General features: G+C 58.2%; 16 protein-coding genes, 4 tRNA genes and 1 riboswitch. Of the genes, 15 read left to right on the plus strand and 5 right to left on the minus strand.

All coding sequences use genetic code 11. The features are described 5' to 3' along the window. The first annotated feature begins 25 nt into the window (after nucleotides 1-25). From astA to astE, 5 genes are all read left to right on the plus strand, one after another. Nucleotides 26-1,051 carry an arginine N-succinyltransferase gene (gene astA, locus FBY12_RS27470; protein WP_121731184.1) on the plus strand — a complete coding sequence of 342 codons (1,026 nt, stop codon included), beginning with the start codon at nucleotides 26-28 and terminating at the stop codon, nucleotides 1,049-1,051. Beyond that, a complete protein-coding gene (astD, locus tag FBY12_RS27475) occupies nucleotides 1,048-2,517 on the plus strand; it encodes a succinylglutamate-semialdehyde dehydrogenase (protein WP_178076508.1) in 1,470 nt (489 codons plus the stop codon). Before astA ends, astD begins: the two co-directional genes overlap by 4 nt. A gap of 166 nt (nucleotides 2,518-2,683) precedes the next feature. Beyond that, the gene (gene astB, locus FBY12_RS27480) at nucleotides 2,684-4,030 is read left to right on the plus strand and encodes an N-succinylarginine dihydrolase (RefSeq protein WP_145257591.1); all 1,347 of its coding nucleotides are present in this window, start codon (nucleotides 2,684-2,686) and stop codon (nucleotides 4,028-4,030) included. A gap of 62 nt (nucleotides 4,031-4,092) precedes the next feature. Beyond that, nucleotides 4,093-4,383, plus strand: coding sequence for a topoisomerase II (locus tag FBY12_RS27485; protein ID WP_092279039.1), 291 nt, complete (start codon nucleotides 4,093-4,095; stop codon nucleotides 4,381-4,383). A 12-nt stretch (nucleotides 4,384-4,395) separates the two neighbouring features. Then, nucleotides 4,396-5,406: a succinylglutamate desuccinylase gene (gene astE / locus FBY12_RS27490; RefSeq protein WP_145257594.1), complete on the plus strand. Its 1,011-nt coding sequence runs from the start codon at nucleotides 4,396-4,398 to the stop codon at nucleotides 5,404-5,406. Between the two features lie 72 nt (nucleotides 5,407-5,478). Here the strand turns inward: astE and FBY12_RS27495 are convergent, their stop codons facing one another. Next, entirely contained in the window at nucleotides 5,479-5,988 is a 510-nt protein-coding gene (locus FBY12_RS27495) for a 6,7-dimethyl-8-ribityllumazine synthase (RefSeq protein WP_145257597.1), read from the minus strand. Between the two features lie 105 nt (nucleotides 5,989-6,093). Then, nucleotides 6,094-6,264, minus strand: a riboswitch (FMN riboswitch). A 197-nt stretch (nucleotides 6,265-6,461) separates the two neighbouring features. Here FBY12_RS27495 and ltaE point away from each other — a divergent pair. The 7 genes from ltaE to FBY12_RS27530 all read left to right on the plus strand — a co-directional run bounded on the left by ltaE (nucleotide 6,462) and on the right by FBY12_RS27530 (nucleotide 12,428). Next, a complete protein-coding gene (gene ltaE / locus FBY12_RS27500) occupies nucleotides 6,462-7,466 on the plus strand; it encodes a low-specificity L-threonine aldolase (RefSeq protein WP_145257600.1) in 1,005 nt (334 codons plus the stop codon). Between the two features lie 146 nt (nucleotides 7,467-7,612). After that, nucleotides 7,613-10,231 (plus strand): alanine--tRNA ligase, encoded by a 2,619-nt coding sequence (gene alaS / locus FBY12_RS27505; RefSeq protein WP_121731419.1) that lies wholly within the window; start codon nucleotides 7,613-7,615, stop codon nucleotides 10,229-10,231. Nucleotides 10,232-10,321: 90 nt separating this feature from the next. Further along, a complete protein-coding gene (locus FBY12_RS27510) occupies nucleotides 10,322-11,563 on the plus strand; it encodes an aspartate kinase (protein ID WP_121731418.1) in 1,242 nt (413 codons plus the stop codon). Between the two features lie 189 nt (nucleotides 11,564-11,752). After that, a complete protein-coding gene (csrA, locus tag FBY12_RS27515; RefSeq protein ID WP_003178872.1) occupies nucleotides 11,753-11,941 on the plus strand; it encodes a carbon storage regulator CsrA in 189 nt (62 codons plus the stop codon). Nucleotides 11,942-12,003: 62 nt separating this feature from the next. Next, a tRNA-Ser gene (locus FBY12_RS27520) sits at nucleotides 12,004-12,094 on the plus strand. Nucleotides 12,095-12,202: 108 nt separating this feature from the next. Then, nucleotides 12,203-12,279 (plus strand) — tRNA-Arg (locus FBY12_RS27525). A 72-nt stretch (nucleotides 12,280-12,351) separates the two neighbouring features. After that, a tRNA-Arg gene (locus FBY12_RS27530) sits at nucleotides 12,352-12,428 on the plus strand. A gap of 19 nt (nucleotides 12,429-12,447) precedes the next feature. Here the strand turns inward: FBY12_RS27530 and FBY12_RS27535 are convergent. Next, nucleotides 12,448-12,936, minus strand: coding sequence for an outer membrane protein assembly factor BamE (locus tag FBY12_RS27535; protein ID WP_145257601.1), 489 nt, complete (start codon nucleotides 12,934-12,936; stop codon nucleotides 12,448-12,450). Nucleotides 12,937-13,257: 321 nt separating this feature from the next. Here FBY12_RS27535 and mgtE point away from each other — a divergent pair, with 321 nt between their 5' ends. Next, a complete protein-coding gene (mgtE, locus tag FBY12_RS27540; RefSeq protein WP_092279049.1) occupies nucleotides 13,258-14,700 on the plus strand; it encodes a magnesium transporter in 1,443 nt (480 codons plus the stop codon). 104 nt (nucleotides 14,701-14,804) lie between these two features. Here mgtE and FBY12_RS27545 read toward each other — a convergent pair whose 3' ends face one another. Then, the gene (locus tag FBY12_RS27545; protein ID WP_003178899.1) at nucleotides 14,805-15,131 is read right to left on the minus strand and encodes an Arc family DNA-binding protein; all 327 of its coding nucleotides are present in this window, start codon (nucleotides 15,129-15,131) and stop codon (nucleotides 14,805-14,807) included. Nucleotides 15,132-15,514: 383 nt separating this feature from the next. On the opposite strand from FBY12_RS27545, the gene phnN reads away from it, so the two are divergent. Then, nucleotides 15,515-16,087, plus strand: a complete 573-nt coding sequence (phnN, locus tag FBY12_RS27550) for a phosphonate metabolism protein/1,5-bisphosphokinase (PRPP-forming) PhnN (protein WP_145257604.1) — start codon at nucleotides 15,515-15,517, stop codon at nucleotides 16,085-16,087. Here phnN and FBY12_RS27555 read toward each other — a convergent pair. Together FBY12_RS27555 and FBY12_RS27560 are read right to left on the minus strand one after the other, a co-directional pair. Then, nucleotides 16,062-16,241, minus strand: a complete 180-nt coding sequence (locus tag FBY12_RS27555) for a PA3371 family protein (RefSeq protein WP_145257607.1) — start codon at nucleotides 16,239-16,241, stop codon at nucleotides 16,062-16,064. The genes phnN and FBY12_RS27555 overlap by 26 nt on opposite strands. Nucleotides 16,242-16,260: 19 nt before the next feature. Then, a complete protein-coding gene (locus FBY12_RS27560; protein WP_145257610.1) occupies nucleotides 16,261-16,491 on the minus strand; it encodes a hypothetical protein in 231 nt (76 codons plus the stop codon). Between the two features lie 284 nt (nucleotides 16,492-16,775). Here FBY12_RS27560 and FBY12_RS27565 point away from each other — a divergent pair. Beyond that, a tRNA-Arg gene (locus FBY12_RS27565) sits at nucleotides 16,776-16,852 on the plus strand. Nucleotides 16,853-17,129 lie beyond the last annotated feature (277 nt).

Below are 17,129 nucleotides of genomic sequence, written 5' to 3' on the forward strand. Positions count from 1 at the left end.
CGAGCGGCCCGTTTGAGGAGATAGCATGATCGTTCGTCCCGTACGCAGCAGCGATTTACCCGCTCTGATCGACCTGGCCCGGAGCACCGGCACCGGCCTGACCACTTTGCCGGCCAACGAAGAACGTCTGGCCCATCGGGTCGGCTGGGCCGAAAAGACCTTCAGCGGCGAAGCCGGGCGCGGTGATGCGGATTACCTGTTCGTGCTCGAAGATGACGACGGTGCCGTGGTCGGCATCTCCGCCATCGCTGGCGCGGTCGGCATGCGTGAGCCCTGGTACAACTTTCGCGTCGGCCTGACGGTCAGCGCCTCGCAGGAATTGAACATCTATCGCGAGATTCCGACGCTGTTCCTCGCCAACGACCTGACCGGCAATTCGGAATTGTGCTCGCTGTTCCTGCACGCCGATCACCGCAATGGCTTCAATGGCCGTTTGCTGGCGAAGGCGCGGATGTTGTTCATCGCCGAATTCCCGCAGTTGTTCGGCAACAAGATCATCGCCGAAATGCGCGGTGTGTCGGATGACGCCGGGCGCTCGCCGTTCTGGGAAAGCCTCGGCCGGCACTTCTTCAAAATGGAATTCAGCCAGGCCGATTACCTGACCGGCGTCGGCAACAAGGCGTTCATCGCCGAACTGATGCCGAAGTTTCCGCTGTACACCTGCTTCCTCTCGCCGGACGCGCGCAACGTGATCGGCAAGGTCCACCCGGACACCGAACCGGCGCTGTCGATGCTCAAAAGCGAAGGTTTCAGCTATCAGGGTTACGTCGACATTTTCGACGCCGGCCCGTCGGTGGAATGCGAAACCGGCAAGATCCGCGCGGTGCGCGACAGCCAGGCGCTGGTGCTGGCAATCGGCACGCCGGGCGATGACGCCACGCCATTCCTGATCCACAACCGCAAACGCGAAGACTGCCGCATCACGGCGGCCTCGGCACGCTTCGCCGCCGGTACGCTGGTGGTCGATCCAATGACCGCCAAACGTCTTCAACTCAACGCCGGCGATCAAGTGCGCGCCGTGCCGTTGTCCGCTGCTCGGGAGTCGAAATAATGAATTCGCTATACATCGCAGGTGAATGGCTGGCCGGCCAAGGTGAGGCGTTTCAATCGCTGAACCCGGTAACCCAGCAAGTGCTGTGGACCGGCGAAGGCGCCACCGCCGCTCAGGTTGAGTCGGCCGTGCAAGCCGCGCGTCAGGCGTTTCCGGGCTGGGCTCGGCGCACGCTGGACGAGCGCATCACGGTGCTCGAAGCCTTTGCCGCCGCGCTGAAAAATCACGCTGACGAACTGGCGCGTTGCATCGGCGAAGAGACCGGCAAACCGCTGTGGGAATCGGCGACTGAAGTCACCAGCATGGTCAACAAGATTGCCATCTCGGTGCAGAGCTACCGTGAACGCACGGGCGAGAAGAGCGGCCCGTTGGGCGACGCCACCGCCGTGTTGCGCCACAAGCCACACGGCGTGGTTGCAGTGTTCGGCCCTTACAACTTCCCTGGCCACTTGCCGAACGGGCACATCGTGCCGGCGCTGCTGGCCGGTAACAGCGTGCTGTTCAAGCCGAGCGAGCTGACGCCGAAAGTCGCCGAGCTGACGGTTAAATGCTGGATCGAAGCCGGTCTGCCGGCCGGTGTGCTGAACCTGCTGCAGGGTGCGCGTGAAACCGGCATCGCGTTGGCGGCGAATCCGGGTATCGACGGTCTGTTCTTCACCGGTTCGAGCCGCACCGGCAATCACTTGCATCAACAATTTGCCGGTCGCCCGGACAAGATCCTCGCGCTGGAAATGGGCGGTAACAACCCATTGATCGTCGATGAAGTGGCAGATGTCGATGCCGCTGTTTACACGATTATTCAGTCGGCGTTTATTTCCGCCGGCCAGCGTTGCACCTGTGCGCGCCGCTTGCTGGTGCCGCAAGGCGCGTGGGGCGATGCGTTGCTGGCGCGATTGGTGGCGGTCAGCGCAACGATTGACGTCGGCGCGTTCGATCAGCAACCAGCGCCGTTCATGGGTTCGGTGATTTCCCTCGGCGCGGCGAAAGCGTTGATGGATGCCCAGGAACATCTGTTGGCCAACGGCGCCGTGGCGCTACTGGAAATGACCCAGCCACAGGCACAAGCCGCGTTGCTGACGCCGGGCATTCTCGATGTGTCGGCGGTCGCGGACCGTCCGGATGAAGAGCTGTTCGGCCCGTTGCTGCAAGTGATCCGCTACGCTGATTTCGAAGCGGCGATCACTGAAGCCAACGACACCGAGTACGGCTTGGCGGCAGGTTTGCTGTCGGATTCCGAAGCGCGTTACCAGCAATTCTGGCTGCAAAGCCGCGCCGGTATCGTCAACTGGAACAAACAGCTGACCGGCGCCGCGAGCAGCGCGCCATTCGGCGGCGTCGGCGCCTCGGGCAACCACCGCGCCAGTGCGTATTACGCGGCGGATTATTGCGCGTACCCGGTGGCGTCGCTGGAAACCCCGAGCCTGGTGATGCCGGCGACACTGACGCCTGGCGTGAAGATGGCGTAGCGCCCATTCGCGGGCAAGCCTCGCTCCCACAGGTTTTGTGACGTTCGCATGATTGGCGCACACCACAAATCCTGTAGGAGCGAGGCTTGCCCGCGATGGCCGCGCCTCGGTCTAAAAGAATGACTACCAGATGCCTACAACAACAGATTCTCGTGGAGCCTCGCTGATGAAATCCTATGAAGTCAATTTTGACGGTCTAGTGGGGCCGACCCATAACTACGGCGGGTTGTCCTACGGCAACGTCGCGTCGCAGAGCAACAGCCAGCAATCCTCGAACCCGAAGGAAGCTGCGCTGCAAGGCCTGGCGAAAATGAAAGCGCTGATGGAAATGGGCTTTCAACAAGGCGTATTGGCCCCGCAAGAACGCCCGGACGTCGCCGCACTGCGCCGTTTGGGTTTCGCCGGCAGCGACGCTGAAGTGATCCAGCGCGCCGCCAAAGAAGCGATGCCGTTGCTGGTCGCCAGTTGCTCGGCGTCGAGCATGTGGGTGGCCAACGCCGCGACTGTCAGCCCAAGTGCCGACACCGCCGATGGCCGCGTGCACTTCACCGCCGCCAACCTCAATTGCAAATATCACCGCAGCATCGAGCATCCGACCACCAGCCGCGTGCTCGGCGCGATGTTCGCAGACCAGAAGCACTTCGCCCACCACGCCGCATTGCCGGCGGTGGCGCAGTTTGGCGACGAAGGCGCGGCCAACCACACACGTTTCTGCCGTGAGTACGGCAAGGCGGGCGTGGAGTTTTTCGTCTTCGGTCGTAGCGCTTTCGACAACCGTTACCCGGCGCCGCAAAAATACCCGGCGCGCCAGACCCTCGAAGCCTCGCAAGCGGTTGCGCGTCTGCACGGTTTGAGCGATGACGGCGTGGTGTACGCGCAGCAGAATCCATCGGTGATCGATCAGGGCGTGTTCCACAACGACGTGATTGCCGTGGGTAATGGCGAAGTTTTGTTCTATCACGAGGACGCGTTCCTCGACACCGAACAGATGCTCGCCGAACTTGCCGGAAAACTCGCCAGGGTCGGTGGGAAATTTCAGTCTGTTTGTGTACCGCGTTCCGCAGTAACCGTGGAGGATGCGGTTCGGTCCTACCTGTTCAATAGCCAGTTGCTGTCGCGTCCTGACGGCTCGATGCTGTTGATTGTTCCGGAAGAATGCCGGGGCAACGAACGCGTCTGGCAATACCTGCAAGGTTTGACCAGCTCCGGCGGGGTTATCAGCGAAGTGAAGGTCTTCGACCTCAAGCAAAGCATGCAGAACGGCGGTGGCCCTGCTTGCCTGAGACTTCGCGTGGCACTCAATGAGACCGAGCTGGCGGCGGTCAATCAGGGCGTTATCATGACGGCGCCCCTGTACGGCTCGCTGACTGAATGGGTCGAGAAGCACTACCGCGACCGCATGACCGAAAACGATCTGGCAGACCCGCAAATGTTGCTTGAATGCCGGACGGCACTGGATGAATTGACGCAAATCCTTAAACTGGGCGCGGTTTATCCATTCCAGATCAATTAAAGGCTGGCGGGCTCTTGTAAGGGCCGCGCCGCTTTTATCTCCACACGAGAGCGTAAAAAAATATGAGCGATACCCTGCAGCTGATCCTTGAAGACACCGACGGCACGCAACTGGAAACCTCCTGCACCCGCGTCGCGGTCATGTGGCAAGGCAAAGAGCTGTGGATTCAGCAAGACGGCCGCGGCCAATTGCTGATCGGCGTTGACGTCGAAGAAGGCGATGCCGAATACGCCAACCTGCTGCTGCGCCCATTGGCGACTAATCTGGTAAGTCTGCAACTGGAAATGGAACCGGCTGAAGTCGGTGACGACGAAGACCACGTGCACGGCCCGGATTGCGCCCACGACCACTAAGGAATTCGCTCTATGCTCGCCCTCGGCAAACTGCTTGAACTGACCCTCGCCGGCCGCGAACCGGCGGAGAAGACTCAACTGACTGTCGAAGGCGTGCGCATGCGCTGGTTGAGCGAAGGTGCGCTGGAAGTCCGCCCGCCTGAAGCGCGCGACAATGGCCTGGACCTGCTGCTGTCGGCGGGGATCCATGGCAACGAAACAGCGCCGATCGAGTTGCTCGATCGCTTGTTGCACGACATCGCTCGCGGCGATCTGAAGCCGCGCGCACGTATTCTGTTTCTGTTCGGCAACCCCGAAGCGATCCGTCGCGGCGAGCGCTACATCGAGCAGGACGTCAACCGGCTGTTCAATGGCCGTCACGAACAAAGCAGCGGTTCCGAAGCCCTGCGCGCCTGTGAACTGGAGCGTCTGGCGGCGAGCTTCTTCAGCCTGCCGGACCGCGAGCGTTTGCACTACGACCTGCACACGGCGATTCGCGGCTCGAAGATCGAGCAATTTGCGTTGTACCCGTGGAAAGACGGTCGCCAGCATTCACGCCTGCAACTGGCGCGTCTGCGCGCCGCCGGCATGGAAGCGGTGCTGTTGCAGAACAAGCCGTCGATCGTTTTCAGTTCGTACACCTACGACAAGCTCGGCGCCGAGGCTTTTACTCTGGAATTGGGCAAGGCGCGGCCGTTCGGGCAGAACGACGGGGTGAATGTCGATCTGCTGGAAACCCGTCTGCAACAAATCATCGAAGGCACCGAACCGCCTGCCGCCGAAGCCTCACTCGACGGTTTGCAGCTGTTCAGCGTGGCGCGGGAAATCATCAAGCACAGCGACAGCTTCCGCTTGAACCTGCCAGCGGATGTCGAGAACTTTTCGGAATTGGAAGTGGGTTACGTGCTGGCCGAAGACATCGCCCAGACCCGCTGGATCATCGAAGAGCAGGGCGCGCGGATTATCTTCCCCAACCCCAAAGTCAAAAACGGCCTGCGCGCCGGCATCCTGATCGTGCCGAGCACCGACGACAACCTCGCCTGATCCCGATCTCGAAACCGACGTAAAACCAATGTGGGTGAGGCAGAAGACCCCACCCACATCAGAGGTTTGTACTTAAACCGCTACCGCGCGCGGCTCATTACGACGCAACGCACGCAGTTTATGCAACGTATCCGCGCAGGTCTTCGCCGCTTCCTGGCCCTTGTGCACGAAATGCTCGAAGAAGAACTTCTGATGTTCTTCGCCTGCATGGAAGTGATGCGGGGTCAAAACCACCGAGAACACTGGCACTTCGGTTTCCAGCTGAACCTGCATCAGGCCGCTGATCACCGATTGCGCGACGAACTCATGGCGGTAAATTCCGCCGTCGACCACCAGGCCGGCAGCGACGATGCCGGCGTAACGGCCGGATTTGGCCAGCAGCTTGGCGTGCAGTGGGATTTCAAAGGCACCGCCGACTTCGAAGAAATCGATGTCGGACTCCTGATAACCCTGGGCAAGCATTTCGGCGACGAAGCCAATACGGCTCTGATCAACGATTTCCTTGTGCCAGCAAGCCTGGATGAACGCGACGCGCTCGCCTTGATGGTTTTTGCTTTTGCTGTCGATTGCGGTGGGTTGCATGTTCTGGTTCCTGTTTGTGTGAAAAACAGGGCTTATGAATCGAATGGGATTTAAGGGTGCGCGCGCTCGCATGAAAAATGCTCGCGGTCGGCCCTTTGGCGCCAATCCCGTTCTCTCTTCATCCGGACTATGACCGTCGGCCCCGGGATCACACCGGGTCTGCTGACCTTGTCGCCAAACACCGCCGAAGCAGGTCTGGCACCAAGCGCTCGCGGGCTATGCGCATTGCGCGCAATTACCGCCGGTGGGGAGTTGCACCCCGCCCTGAGAACGTTGTGCCGCCCGATTGTCGGGCGGCGCAGCTTTTTTAACACATATTCCCGGGCTGCGCATTCCTGCTTTCTGATGATTGATATCGAGTTTTCCGACATTTCAAAGTCTCTTTTCCATGCCCAAGGGTTGATTAATCGTCGGCCTGCCCGCAGTAATCCAACCTGCAAAAGCAAATCTCCCTACTTACCGAGGCCGGATTCATGAGCGTTATCGATCTTCGCAGCGACACCGTCACCCAACCGTCCCAGGCAATGCTTGAGGCGATGGCCGCGGCGGACACTGGTGACGACGTGTATGGCGAAGATCCGACGGTCAATCGTCTGGAAACCGAACTGGCAAAACGGCTGGGTTTTGCCGCCGCGTTGTTCGTGCCGACGGGCACCATGAGTAATTTGCTCGGGCTGATGGCGCACTGCGAGCGCGGCGAGGAATACATCGTCGGTCAGCAGGCGCACACCTATAAGTACGAAGGTGGCGGGGCGGCGGTGCTCGGTTCGATCCAGCCGCAACCGCTGGAAGTCCAGGAAGACGGGTCGCTGGACCTGGCGCACGTCGCTGCCGCGATCAAACCGGATGACTTCCATTTCGCCCGCACGCGTTTGCTGGCGCTGGAAAACACCATGCAGGGCAAAGTCCTGCCGCTGGAATATCTCGCTCGGGCGCGCAGCTTCACCCGCGAACACGGCTTGGCCCTGCACCTGGACGGCGCGCGGCTGTACAACGCGGCGGTGAAGCTCAACGTCGATGCGCGGCAGATCACCCAGCATTTCGATTCGGTTTCGGTGTGCCTGTCCAAAGGGCTTGGCGCGCCGATCGGCTCAGTGTTGTGCGGCTCGGTCGAGTTCATCGCCAAGGCGCGGCGCCTGCGCAAGATGGTTGGCGGCGGCATGCGTCAGGCCGGGATTCTGGCGGCAGCGGGGCTGTATGCGCTGGATCACAACGTCCAGCGCCTGGCCGACGATCACGCCAATGCCCAAGCGCTGGCGGATGGTTTGCGCGAGGCCGGTTACGAAGTCGAGCCGGTGCAGACCAACATGGTTTACGTGGCCATGGGCGAGCGTGCCGACGCGCTCAAAACCTTCGCCGCCGAGCGCGGGATCAAGCTCAGCGCCGCCGGGCGTCTGCGCATGGTCACGCACATGGACATCAGCCGCGCGCAAATCGAGCAAGTCATCGCGACATTCGTCGAGTTTTCGCGCAACTGACAGGGTTAGCCGTCCAATTGACCGTTTCTATCGTATAAACACGCTGTACCCCGCGCGCAGGGCCGATATAATGCGGCCCTTTGCCGTCGCTTCGTCTGATGACGTTTTGCACAGGCCTTTGGCCGCAGCCTCCGTGGAAGAACCTAATGAAAAGCGCAGAAATCCGTGAAGCCTTCCTTCGCTTCTTCGAAGAGCAAGGCCACACCCGTGTAGCCTCCAGCTCTTTGATTCCGGGCAACGATCCAACCCTGCTGTTCACTAACGCGGGGATGAACCAGTTCAAGGACTGCTTCCTGGGCCAGGAAAAACGTGCGTACACCCGCGCGACCAGCAGCCAGAAATGCGTGCGTGCCGGTGGCAAGAACAGTGACCTGGAAAACGTTGGTTATACCGCTCGTCACCACACATTTTTCGAAATGCTCGGTAACTTCAGCTTCGGTGATTACTTCAAACAGGACGCGATCACCTACGCCTGGACCTTCCTCACCGGCGTGCTGAAACTGCCGAAAGACAAACTCTGGGTAACGGTCTACGCCTCGGATGACGAGGCTTACGACATCTGGACCCAACAGATCGGCGTGCCGGTCGAGCGCATGATCCGCATCGGCGACAACAAAGGCGCGCCGTATGCATCGGACAACTTCTGGACCATGGGCGACACCGGCCCGTGCGGCCCATGCACCGAGATTTTCTACGATCACGGTGAGCACATCTGGGGCGGCCCACCGGGTTCGCCGGAAGAAGATGGCGACCGTTACATCGAGATCTGGAACAACGTGTTCATGCAGTTCAACCGCACCGCCGACGGCGTGTTGCATCCGTTGCCAGCACCGTCGGTCGACACCGGCATGGGCCTGGAGCGGATCAGTGCGGTGATGCAGCACGTGCATTCCAACTACGAAATCGACCTGTTCAAGAACCTGCTGAGCGCTTCGGCCCAGGCGATTGGTTGCAGCAACGACGATCAGTCGTCGCTCAAAGTCGTCTCCGACCACATCCGTTCGTGCGGTTTCCTGATTGCCGATGGCGTGTTGCCGTCCAACGAAGGTCGCGGTTATGTGCTGCGCCGGATCATCCGTCGGGCCTGCCGTCACGGTAACAAGCTGGGCGCGACCGGCAGCTTCTTCTACAAGATCGTCGCGGCGCTGGTCGCCGAAATGGGCGATGCGTTTCCCGAGCTCAAGCAGCAACAGGCCAATATCGAGCGCGTGCTCAAGGCTGAAGAAGAGCAGTTCTCCAAGACTTTGGAGCACGGCTTGAAGATTCTCGAGCAGGATCTGCTGGAACTCAAAGGCACCGTGGTGCCGGGCGACGTGGTGTTCAAGCTGTATGACACTTACGGTTTTCCGATGGACCTGACCGCCGACATCGCTCGCGAACGCAACCTGACCGTTGACGAAGTTGGTTTCGAGCGTGAAATGGAAGCCCAGCGTGTACGTGCGCGGTCGGCCAGTTCGTTCGGCCTCGACTACAACACCCTGGTCAAGGTTGACGTGGCGACCGAGTTCACCGGCTACAAGGCCACCAGCGGTTCGGCGAAGATTGTTGCTATCTATAAAGAAGGGCGCTCGGTTGACGTCTTGAGTGAAGGTGAAGAAGGCGTGGTCGTACTCGACCAGACGCCGTTCTACGCTGAATCCGGCGGCCAAATTGGCGACTGCGGTTACCTGCAAGTAGGCAGCAGCCGTTTTGACGTGCGCGACACCACCAAGACTGGCGGCGCGTTCCTGCACCACGGCGTGCTGGCACTCGGCAGCCTGACGGTCGGCGCCCCGGTGGAAACCCATGTCGATGCCGAAGTGCGTCACGCCACGGCGTTGAACCACTCGGCGACGCACTTGCTGCACGCGGCATTGCGTCAGGTGTTGGGCGAGCACGTTCAGCAGAAAGGTTCGTTGGTCGACAGTCAGCGCCTGCGCTTTGACTTCAGCCACTTCGAAGCGATCAAGCCTGAGCAGTTGAAAGCGCTGGAAGACATCGTCAACGCCGAGATTCGCAAGAACTCCGCCGTTGAAACCGAAGAAACCGACATCGAATCCGCCAAGCAAAAAGGCGCCATGGCGCTGTTTGGCGAGAAGTACGGCGACAACGTGCGCGTGCTGAGCATGGGCGGCGCGTTCTCCGTCGAATTGTGTGGCGGCATTCACGCCAGCCGTACCGGCGACATCGGCCTGCTGAAGATCGTCAGCGAAGGTGGTGTAGCTTCCGGCGTGCGCCGTATCGAAGCTATCACTGGCGCTGCGGCTCTGGCGTACCTGAACGCTGCGGAAGAACAACTCAAGGAAGCGGCCAACCTGGTCAAGGGTAGTCGCGACAACCTGATCGACAAGCTGTCGGCTGTGCTTGAGCGCAACCGTCTGCTGGAGAAGCAACTCGAGCAGTTGCAAGCCAAGGCTGCCAGCGCGGCGGGCGACGATCTGTCGGCCTCGGCGCTGGATGTCAAAGGCGTGAAAGTGCTGGCCGTGCGTCTGGACGGTCAGGACGGCAAGGCGCTGCTGGCGCTGGTCGATCAATTGAAAAACAAACTCGGCCGCGCAGTGATCCTGCTCGGCAGTGTCCATGAGGAAAAGGTCGTTCTGGTTGCAGGCGTAACCAAAGACCTGACTGGCCAACTCAAAGCCGGTGATTTGATGAAGCAAGCCGCTGCGGCAGTGGGCGGGAAGGGCGGTGGTCGTCCGGATATGGCGCAGGGCGGTGGTGTAGATGCCGGCGCACTGGATGCAGCACTGGCCCTGACCGTTCCATTTGTAGAGCAGGGTTTATAAGGCGGTTTGCCGGGCGCGCGGTCTAGTCGCGCGCCCGGCAACTGTTTGAGTGATTATTGGGCGCCCTTCATGGGCAGAGGCGGCTTTGAAATGGCTTTGATCGTACAGAAATTTGGAGGCACCTCGGTCGGCACTGTCGAGAGAATCGAGCAGGTCGCCGACAAGGTTAAGAAATTCCGCGATGCCGGCGATGACCTGGTGGTTGTGCTGTCTGCAATGAGCGGCGAGACCAACCGTCTGATCGATCTGGCCAAGCAAATCAGTGGCGACGGGCAACCGGTTCCGCGCGAACTGGACGTGATTGTTTCCACCGGTGAGCAGGTGACGATTGCCTTGTTGGCAATGGCGCTGATCAAGCGTGGCGTGCCAGCGGTGTCCTACACCGGTAACCAGGTCCGAATCCTGACAGACAGCGCGCACAATAAAGCGCGTATCTTGCAGATCGACGATCAGAAGATTCGCGGTGATTTGAAGGCGGGTCGCGTGGTGGTTGTCGCCGGTTTCCAGGGCGTCGACGAGCACGGCAACATCACCACCCTCGGGCGCGGCGGTTCCGACACGACCGGTGTGGCACTGGCAGCAGCGTTGAAGGCTGACGAATGCCAGATCTACACCGATGTCGATGGCGTCTACACCACCGATCCGCGCGTTGTCTCCGTGGCCCAGCGCCTGGACAAGATCACCTTTGAAGAGATGCTGGAAATGGCCAGCCTCGGTTCCAAGGTGTTGCAAATCCGCGCGGTGGAATTTGCCGGCAAGTACAACGTTCCGCTGCGCGTACTGCACAGCTTCAAGGAGGGTCCGGGCACCCTCATTACTATTGATGAAGAGGAAACCATGGAACAGCCGATCATTTCCGGCATCGCTTTCAACCGCGATGAAGCCAAGCTGACCATCCGTGGCGTGCCAGACACCCCGGGCGTCGCGTTTAAGATCCTTGGGCCAATCAGCAGCGCGAACATCGAAGTCGACATGATCGTGCAGAACGTTGCGCACGATAACACCACCGACTTCACCTTCACTGTTCACCGTAACGACTTCCAGGCCGCGCAAACGGTGCTGGAAAACACCGCTCGCGAGATCGGTGCCCGTGAAGTGATCGGTGACATCAAGATCGCCAAGGTCTCGATCGTCGGCGTCGGCATGCGTTCTCACGCAGGCGTGGCGAGCCGCATGTTTGAATCGCTGGCCAAGGAAAGCATCAACATCCAGATGATCTCGACCTCGGAAATCAAGGTTTCGGTGGTGATCGAAGAGAAATACCTGGAACTGGCTGTGCGCGCGCTGCACACGGCTTTCGAACTGGACGCACCGGCCCGTCAAGGCGAGTGATGCGTTTGCCGAACGGCGCGGTCTGACCGCGCCCTTCGTCTTTTTTGAATGGCGCGGGCCAGGACTCTGTTCTTTTGCTCGCGCTGGTCAATACTCAGGCATACAGGGCTGCGACCGCTCCGGTTGCAGGTCGAGTGCCTTTTTTTTGCAGACTGTTGTCCCTGAAATGAAATGCGTGAGGAGAAAGGTATGCTGATTCTGACTCGTCGGTGCGCAGAAAGCCTGATTATCGGTGATGGCGAAATCACTGTGACCGTGCTCGGCGTCAAAGGAAATCAAGTGCGTATTGGCGTTAACGCGCCTAAAGAGGTTGCTGTTCACCGCGAGGAAATCTACTTGCGGATAAAGAAAGAGAAGGACGACGAACCAAGCCATTAATTTTTATCGTTTTTTATGTTTGCAAACGGGGAAAAGGTTGGTTAAGATACGCCCCGTGTTGCGGAGAGCTGGCCGAGTGGCCGAAGGCGCTCCCCTGCTAAGGGAGTACACCTCAAAAGGGTGTCGGGGGTTCGAATCCCCCGTTCTCCGCCATTATTTGCGTAGTACGTTGTAATCTAGCTTCTTCGGTAAGTTGTTGAAATTACTAGAAAAAAGCGGTTGACATAGAGATTAGACGGCCTATAATGCGCGGCAACAAATGCACTCGTAGCTCAGCTGGATAGAGTACTCGGCTACGAACCGAGCGGTCACAGGTTCGAATCCTGTCGAGTGCACCATTTAAGAGTTGTTTGCAGTAATGCAGGCAACTTTGCTTCAACCAGTTGTGGTCTGGTTTAAAAACACAAAATGCACTCGTAGCTCAGCTGGATAGAGTACTCGGCTACGAACCGAGCGGTCACAGGTTCGAATCCTGTCGAGTGCACCAAACACCAAAAAGCCTGCGTCTAACGCGGGCTTTTTGCCGTCTGGGATTTGGCTTTTCCTTTGACGCATCCTTCTTCATCGAACTCTACGTGCACGGTGCGCCCTCGCTTCAGGTCATAGCTGTAGCGGGTAGTTGTATTGCGAGTGTTGATCTTGCCGGGTCTGCCGAGCGCGCTTTCAACATCCCGCTGACTCATGCCGGCCACAACTCGCCGATTGATAATCGCCTCGCGACGTTGCTTGGCGTCGATCAGGTTTCCACATTTGTCCCCCGAGCGGCCGACAATCGTCGGCTCTCTCCTTTTGGTATTGGATCTTTCCGGCATGATCGCGACGACCGTGCCTGGCATGAATGGGCTCACGGTCTGTACTGAAAGACTTTCCTCAGTCTTGCAGCTCATGGTGGTGAAGGTCAGTTGTCCATCGGCTGATTCGCAGCGGTGAATGGTTGCAGCATAAGCTTTCGGTAACAGGTAGAGCAGGGCGATCAACAGCAGAATCAGCGGCATTTCGACGTCCTCCATGACGTTGTGCCTCAAGGGTAGACGCTCCTTTTTAAAGCGCCTGTGTGTTTTCTTTTCAGGATGAGTCGTCGCACCTGTATGGATAAGGACAGCGCTCAGGTTTGTCTTGCAAGCGCTTGTTTCAGCCACGATTTTTTAACGTCTTAAACCGTCAGGCGGTGTATCATTGCGCCCGTCAGCCCCGCCGGGGCTTATGGAATACCTCCATGGACTTACCCAGTAGTTGTTTAGTAACCCGTTTTTCCAATCATGAATTGACTGATTGATTCTTCCGGCGTGCCCCGCTGCTGGGAGTGGAGTTCGCCTATGTCCGAAGTTGAAGTAAAGAAAACGCAAGAAAGCCTGCAAGACCGCCTCGCTCAAGTTGTTGAGCTGTTGCAGCGTCAGCGGGTAGTCGAAGACCTGACTCATCGCCAGGAAGGTCCGCATCACGACCGGGTCGAGAACCTGGTTCACCGGCAGAACCTCGTCGAGCTGCAACGCAAACTCGATGACCTGCACTCCGCCGACGTCGCCTACATCCTTGAAGCCCTGCCGCTGGACGATCGTCTGACGCTTTGGCAGTTGGTCAAGGCTGATCGTGACGGCGACATCCTGCTCGAAGTATCCGATTCGGTGCGTGAAACGCTGATCGCCGACATGGACGATCACGAACTCCTGGCCGCCGCCAAGGACATGGATGCCGACGAACTCGCTGACCTGGCTTCCGAGCTGCCGCGCGACGTCGTCCATGAGCTGATGGAAACCCTCGATGGCCAGCAGCGTGAGCGCGTTCGCTCCGCGTTGTCCTATGACGAGGAGCAGGTCGGTGCGCTGATGGACTTCGAGATGGTGACCATCCGCGAGGATGTCAGTCTCGAAGTGGTTCTGCGTTATCTGCGCCGTCTCAAAGAATTGCCTGGCCACACTGACAAATTGTTTGTCGTCGACTACGACGGCGTGCTCAAGGGTGTGTTGCCGATCAAGCGGTTGCTGGTCAACGATCCGGACAAGAAGGTCGCCGACGTCATGGCCAGCGATCCGGTGAGTTTTCACCCGGACGAGGATGCCTACGACGCTGCGCAGGCGTTCGAGCGTTATGACTTGATCTCTGCGCCGGTAGTCGACAAGAACGGCAAGTTGATTGGTCGTCTGACTATCGATGAGATGGTCGACCTGATTCGTGAAGAGAGCGAAAACGAAGTTCTCAACATGGCTGGTCTGCGTGAAGAAGAAGACATCTTCGCTTCGGTCTGGAAATCCCTGCGTAACCGCTGGTCGTGGCTGGCGGTAAACCTGGTGACAGCGTTTGTAGCGTCGCGGGTTATCGGCCTGTTCGAGGGCTCCATCGAGAAGCTCGTGGCACTTGCGGCACTGATGCCGATCGTGGCGGGCATCGGCGGCAACTCGGGTAACCAGACGATCACTATGATCGTTCGGGCTATGGCACTGGACCAGGTCAGCACCGGCAACACCTCACGGCTGATGCGCAAGGAGCTGGCGGTCGGTTTGATCAATGGTGTGGTCTGGGGTGGGGTGATCGGGGTTGTCGCCTATCTGCTTTACGGCAGTTGGTCGCTCGGCGTAGTGATGACTGCGGCGATGACACTTAACTTGCTGCTGGCGGCATTGATGGGCGTGTTGATCCCCATGACGCTGGCCCGCTTGGGGCGCGACCCGGCAATGGGTGCCAGTGTGATGATCACGGCCATGACGGACAGCGGTGGGTTCTTCATCTTTCTCGGCTTGGCGACGATTTTCCTGCTCTGATTCGTTACTTCAAAGCCCGCCAGATTGGCGGGCTTTTTTTGCGCCTCAAATTCAAGGCAAAAAAAAGCCAGCGATTATGCTGGCTTGAATTCTTTTGCTATGGATCAGGACGCGTCTGCGGCCATTTCAGCGTCGTGAGCGATCAGCGAAACCAATGCGTTCTGCTGACGGTGGGACAGTTGACGGAAACGTTGTAGCAATTCGCGTTCGTGCAGCGACAGCTCCGGGCTGTCCAGGCGCATGCTCAATTCTTCGCCCAGTGCGCCTTCCTGAATAAGACTCTGCTCAAGGCGCGCAATGATTTCGGAGTTCATGCTGCGATGATGATTGCGAGCCACCTCGGCAATGCGTTCACGCATTCCGTCTGGCAGACGTACGACGAACTTGTCAGCCGTACGGCTGGAATAAATTGCCTGTTTCAATGGGCGCATATATTTAACCGGTTAGTTCAGGGGAGCGGTTCTCGGGATTGGCCGCAGGATGTCTGATAGGACAAGCACTCTGGCCAAATGTTCAACCTGAATTGATAGAGGCTCGCATCATGCCTCAAAATTGCCAGATCATTGGCGTCAATTCTGTGACAAATATTGAACTGGATAAAGGCTTTATGCCAGCACCAATTATCAGAAATGCGGACTGGTTTGAAAAACCGCTCTGACCACACCTCTGGCCGCGTCCTCTTGCCTTCCGGTAATGTCCAAGGACAACTGAAGGCGCATGCTATGCGGATTCGATCAATGTTCCTTACCTTTTGAAGGATAGTGGCAAATGGCCGATTTACTAGTGGCGCTGCGCTGTGCGGGATGATTTCAAGATGGATGGCAGGCTGATTTATCTAATGGGGCCATCCGGGTCGGGCAAGGACAGCTTGATTGAGGCGGCTCGCGGACGGTTGCTGGCCGCAGGGTGCGAGGTCGCTCGCCGGGTTATTACTCGTTCGGCCGAATCAGTTGGCGAGGATGCGGTTGGCGTTACTACGGCAGAATTTGAACGCCTGAGGGAGGAGGGGAGTTTTGCGCTGTATTGGAGTGCGAATGGCTTGGATTACGGTATCCCTGCGCGCATTGATCAATGGCTTGAGGATGGTCGGCATGTATTGGTCAACGGTTCTCGGGCGCATTTGCCGATTGCGTTGGAGCGTTATCCAACATTGCTTGCGATTTTGCTCACGGTGGAAACCGATGTGCTACGCAAGCGGCTATTGCGGCGGGGGCGTGAAACCAGCGAGGAAATAGAAGCCAGGCTTCGGCGAAATGAGCTCTTCGTTGCCGGCGAATCGAGCGGCGATGCCTTCATCCATCGGCTTGATAACTCTGGCTACTTGGATAGCACAGTTAGTCGGCTACTGGATCTGCTCAGCTCTAGCGTAAAACCGGATCGAATTTGATGCGTCGCCCCGCGATCAGCGCCAATACGAAAAGTGCACCGAATACTCCACACGCGATCAGTGGCGCCGTAACGGTTGCATCATCAGCGATAGACAAATGAAAAATGCCGCTCAGCAAAGTCAGGATCAGGAATCCAGTGGCTGATTTGGACATTGCGGTGCTCCTGGTGAAGTCAAAAAATCAAACGGTCGGAAGAAGGTTGTGCCAGTGTGCTCTGCTGGCTGACTTCTTTATTAGCAGTAGCTTGGCGGTCATTCATCACGGCCAATTGCGGTGCTTTCTGCAGTTGAAGGTAATGTGGCATGCGCCGAGCCACCATTTCAGCGTCATTCTCGGGAGCAAATTGAAAGCCAAGCAGCACTGTCAGGGCTATTGCGTTCGAGATTAAGAGAGCGCTGTTCATGGGGCTATCCTCCATTGTTCTTGGAGTAGAGCTAAAGCAGCCACCGTGCCAACAGTTTGAAGCGTTATAAATCCTTTAAAATCAATTAGTTATCTTTTGTTCGGGGAGGGGTGTCAGTGCAATTTGCAATGATGGCGTTTTGGGCGGGATGCATTTTGCACGGCGCGCGAAGGTGCTGATGCCTTTGCCTACACTTAAAAAGGCTGTGGACGACATGACAAACACTGGGCTGCCCGTTACCATGCTCGCCGTCCTTCGTACCGCGGTCCTCGCGTGCGATTTGTGTCTCAGTAGCTCAATTGGATAGAGCATCCCCCTCCTAAGGGGAAGGTTGGCAGTTCGAACCTGCCCTGGGACACCATTATTTCTTGCCTTTACCGCTCCGATTTGGAATCGATCCGCGCTTTTGCGTGAGCTTGCGGTTTCGCTACGTTCGTCAGAGGAGGCACTGGCTCTTCTGTGCTCAGCGCTCTATATAGAAGATGTGATGCGTTGTGCTCCTATATAGAAGGAATGTAGGCGTTTTCGAGGTTTTGGCAAGTCATTGATAGAAAAGCGAAATCAGCGCTTGACGGCAGATTCTGGAAGTCTATAATTCGCCCCACTTCCGGCGCAGTCGAAACGGAAAACTCCTTGGT

The sequence above is a fragment of the Pseudomonas sp. SJZ131 genome, assembly GCF_007828705.1.
Classification (GTDB): domain Bacteria; phylum Pseudomonadota; class Gammaproteobacteria; order Pseudomonadales; family Pseudomonadaceae; genus Aquipseudomonas; species Aquipseudomonas prosekii.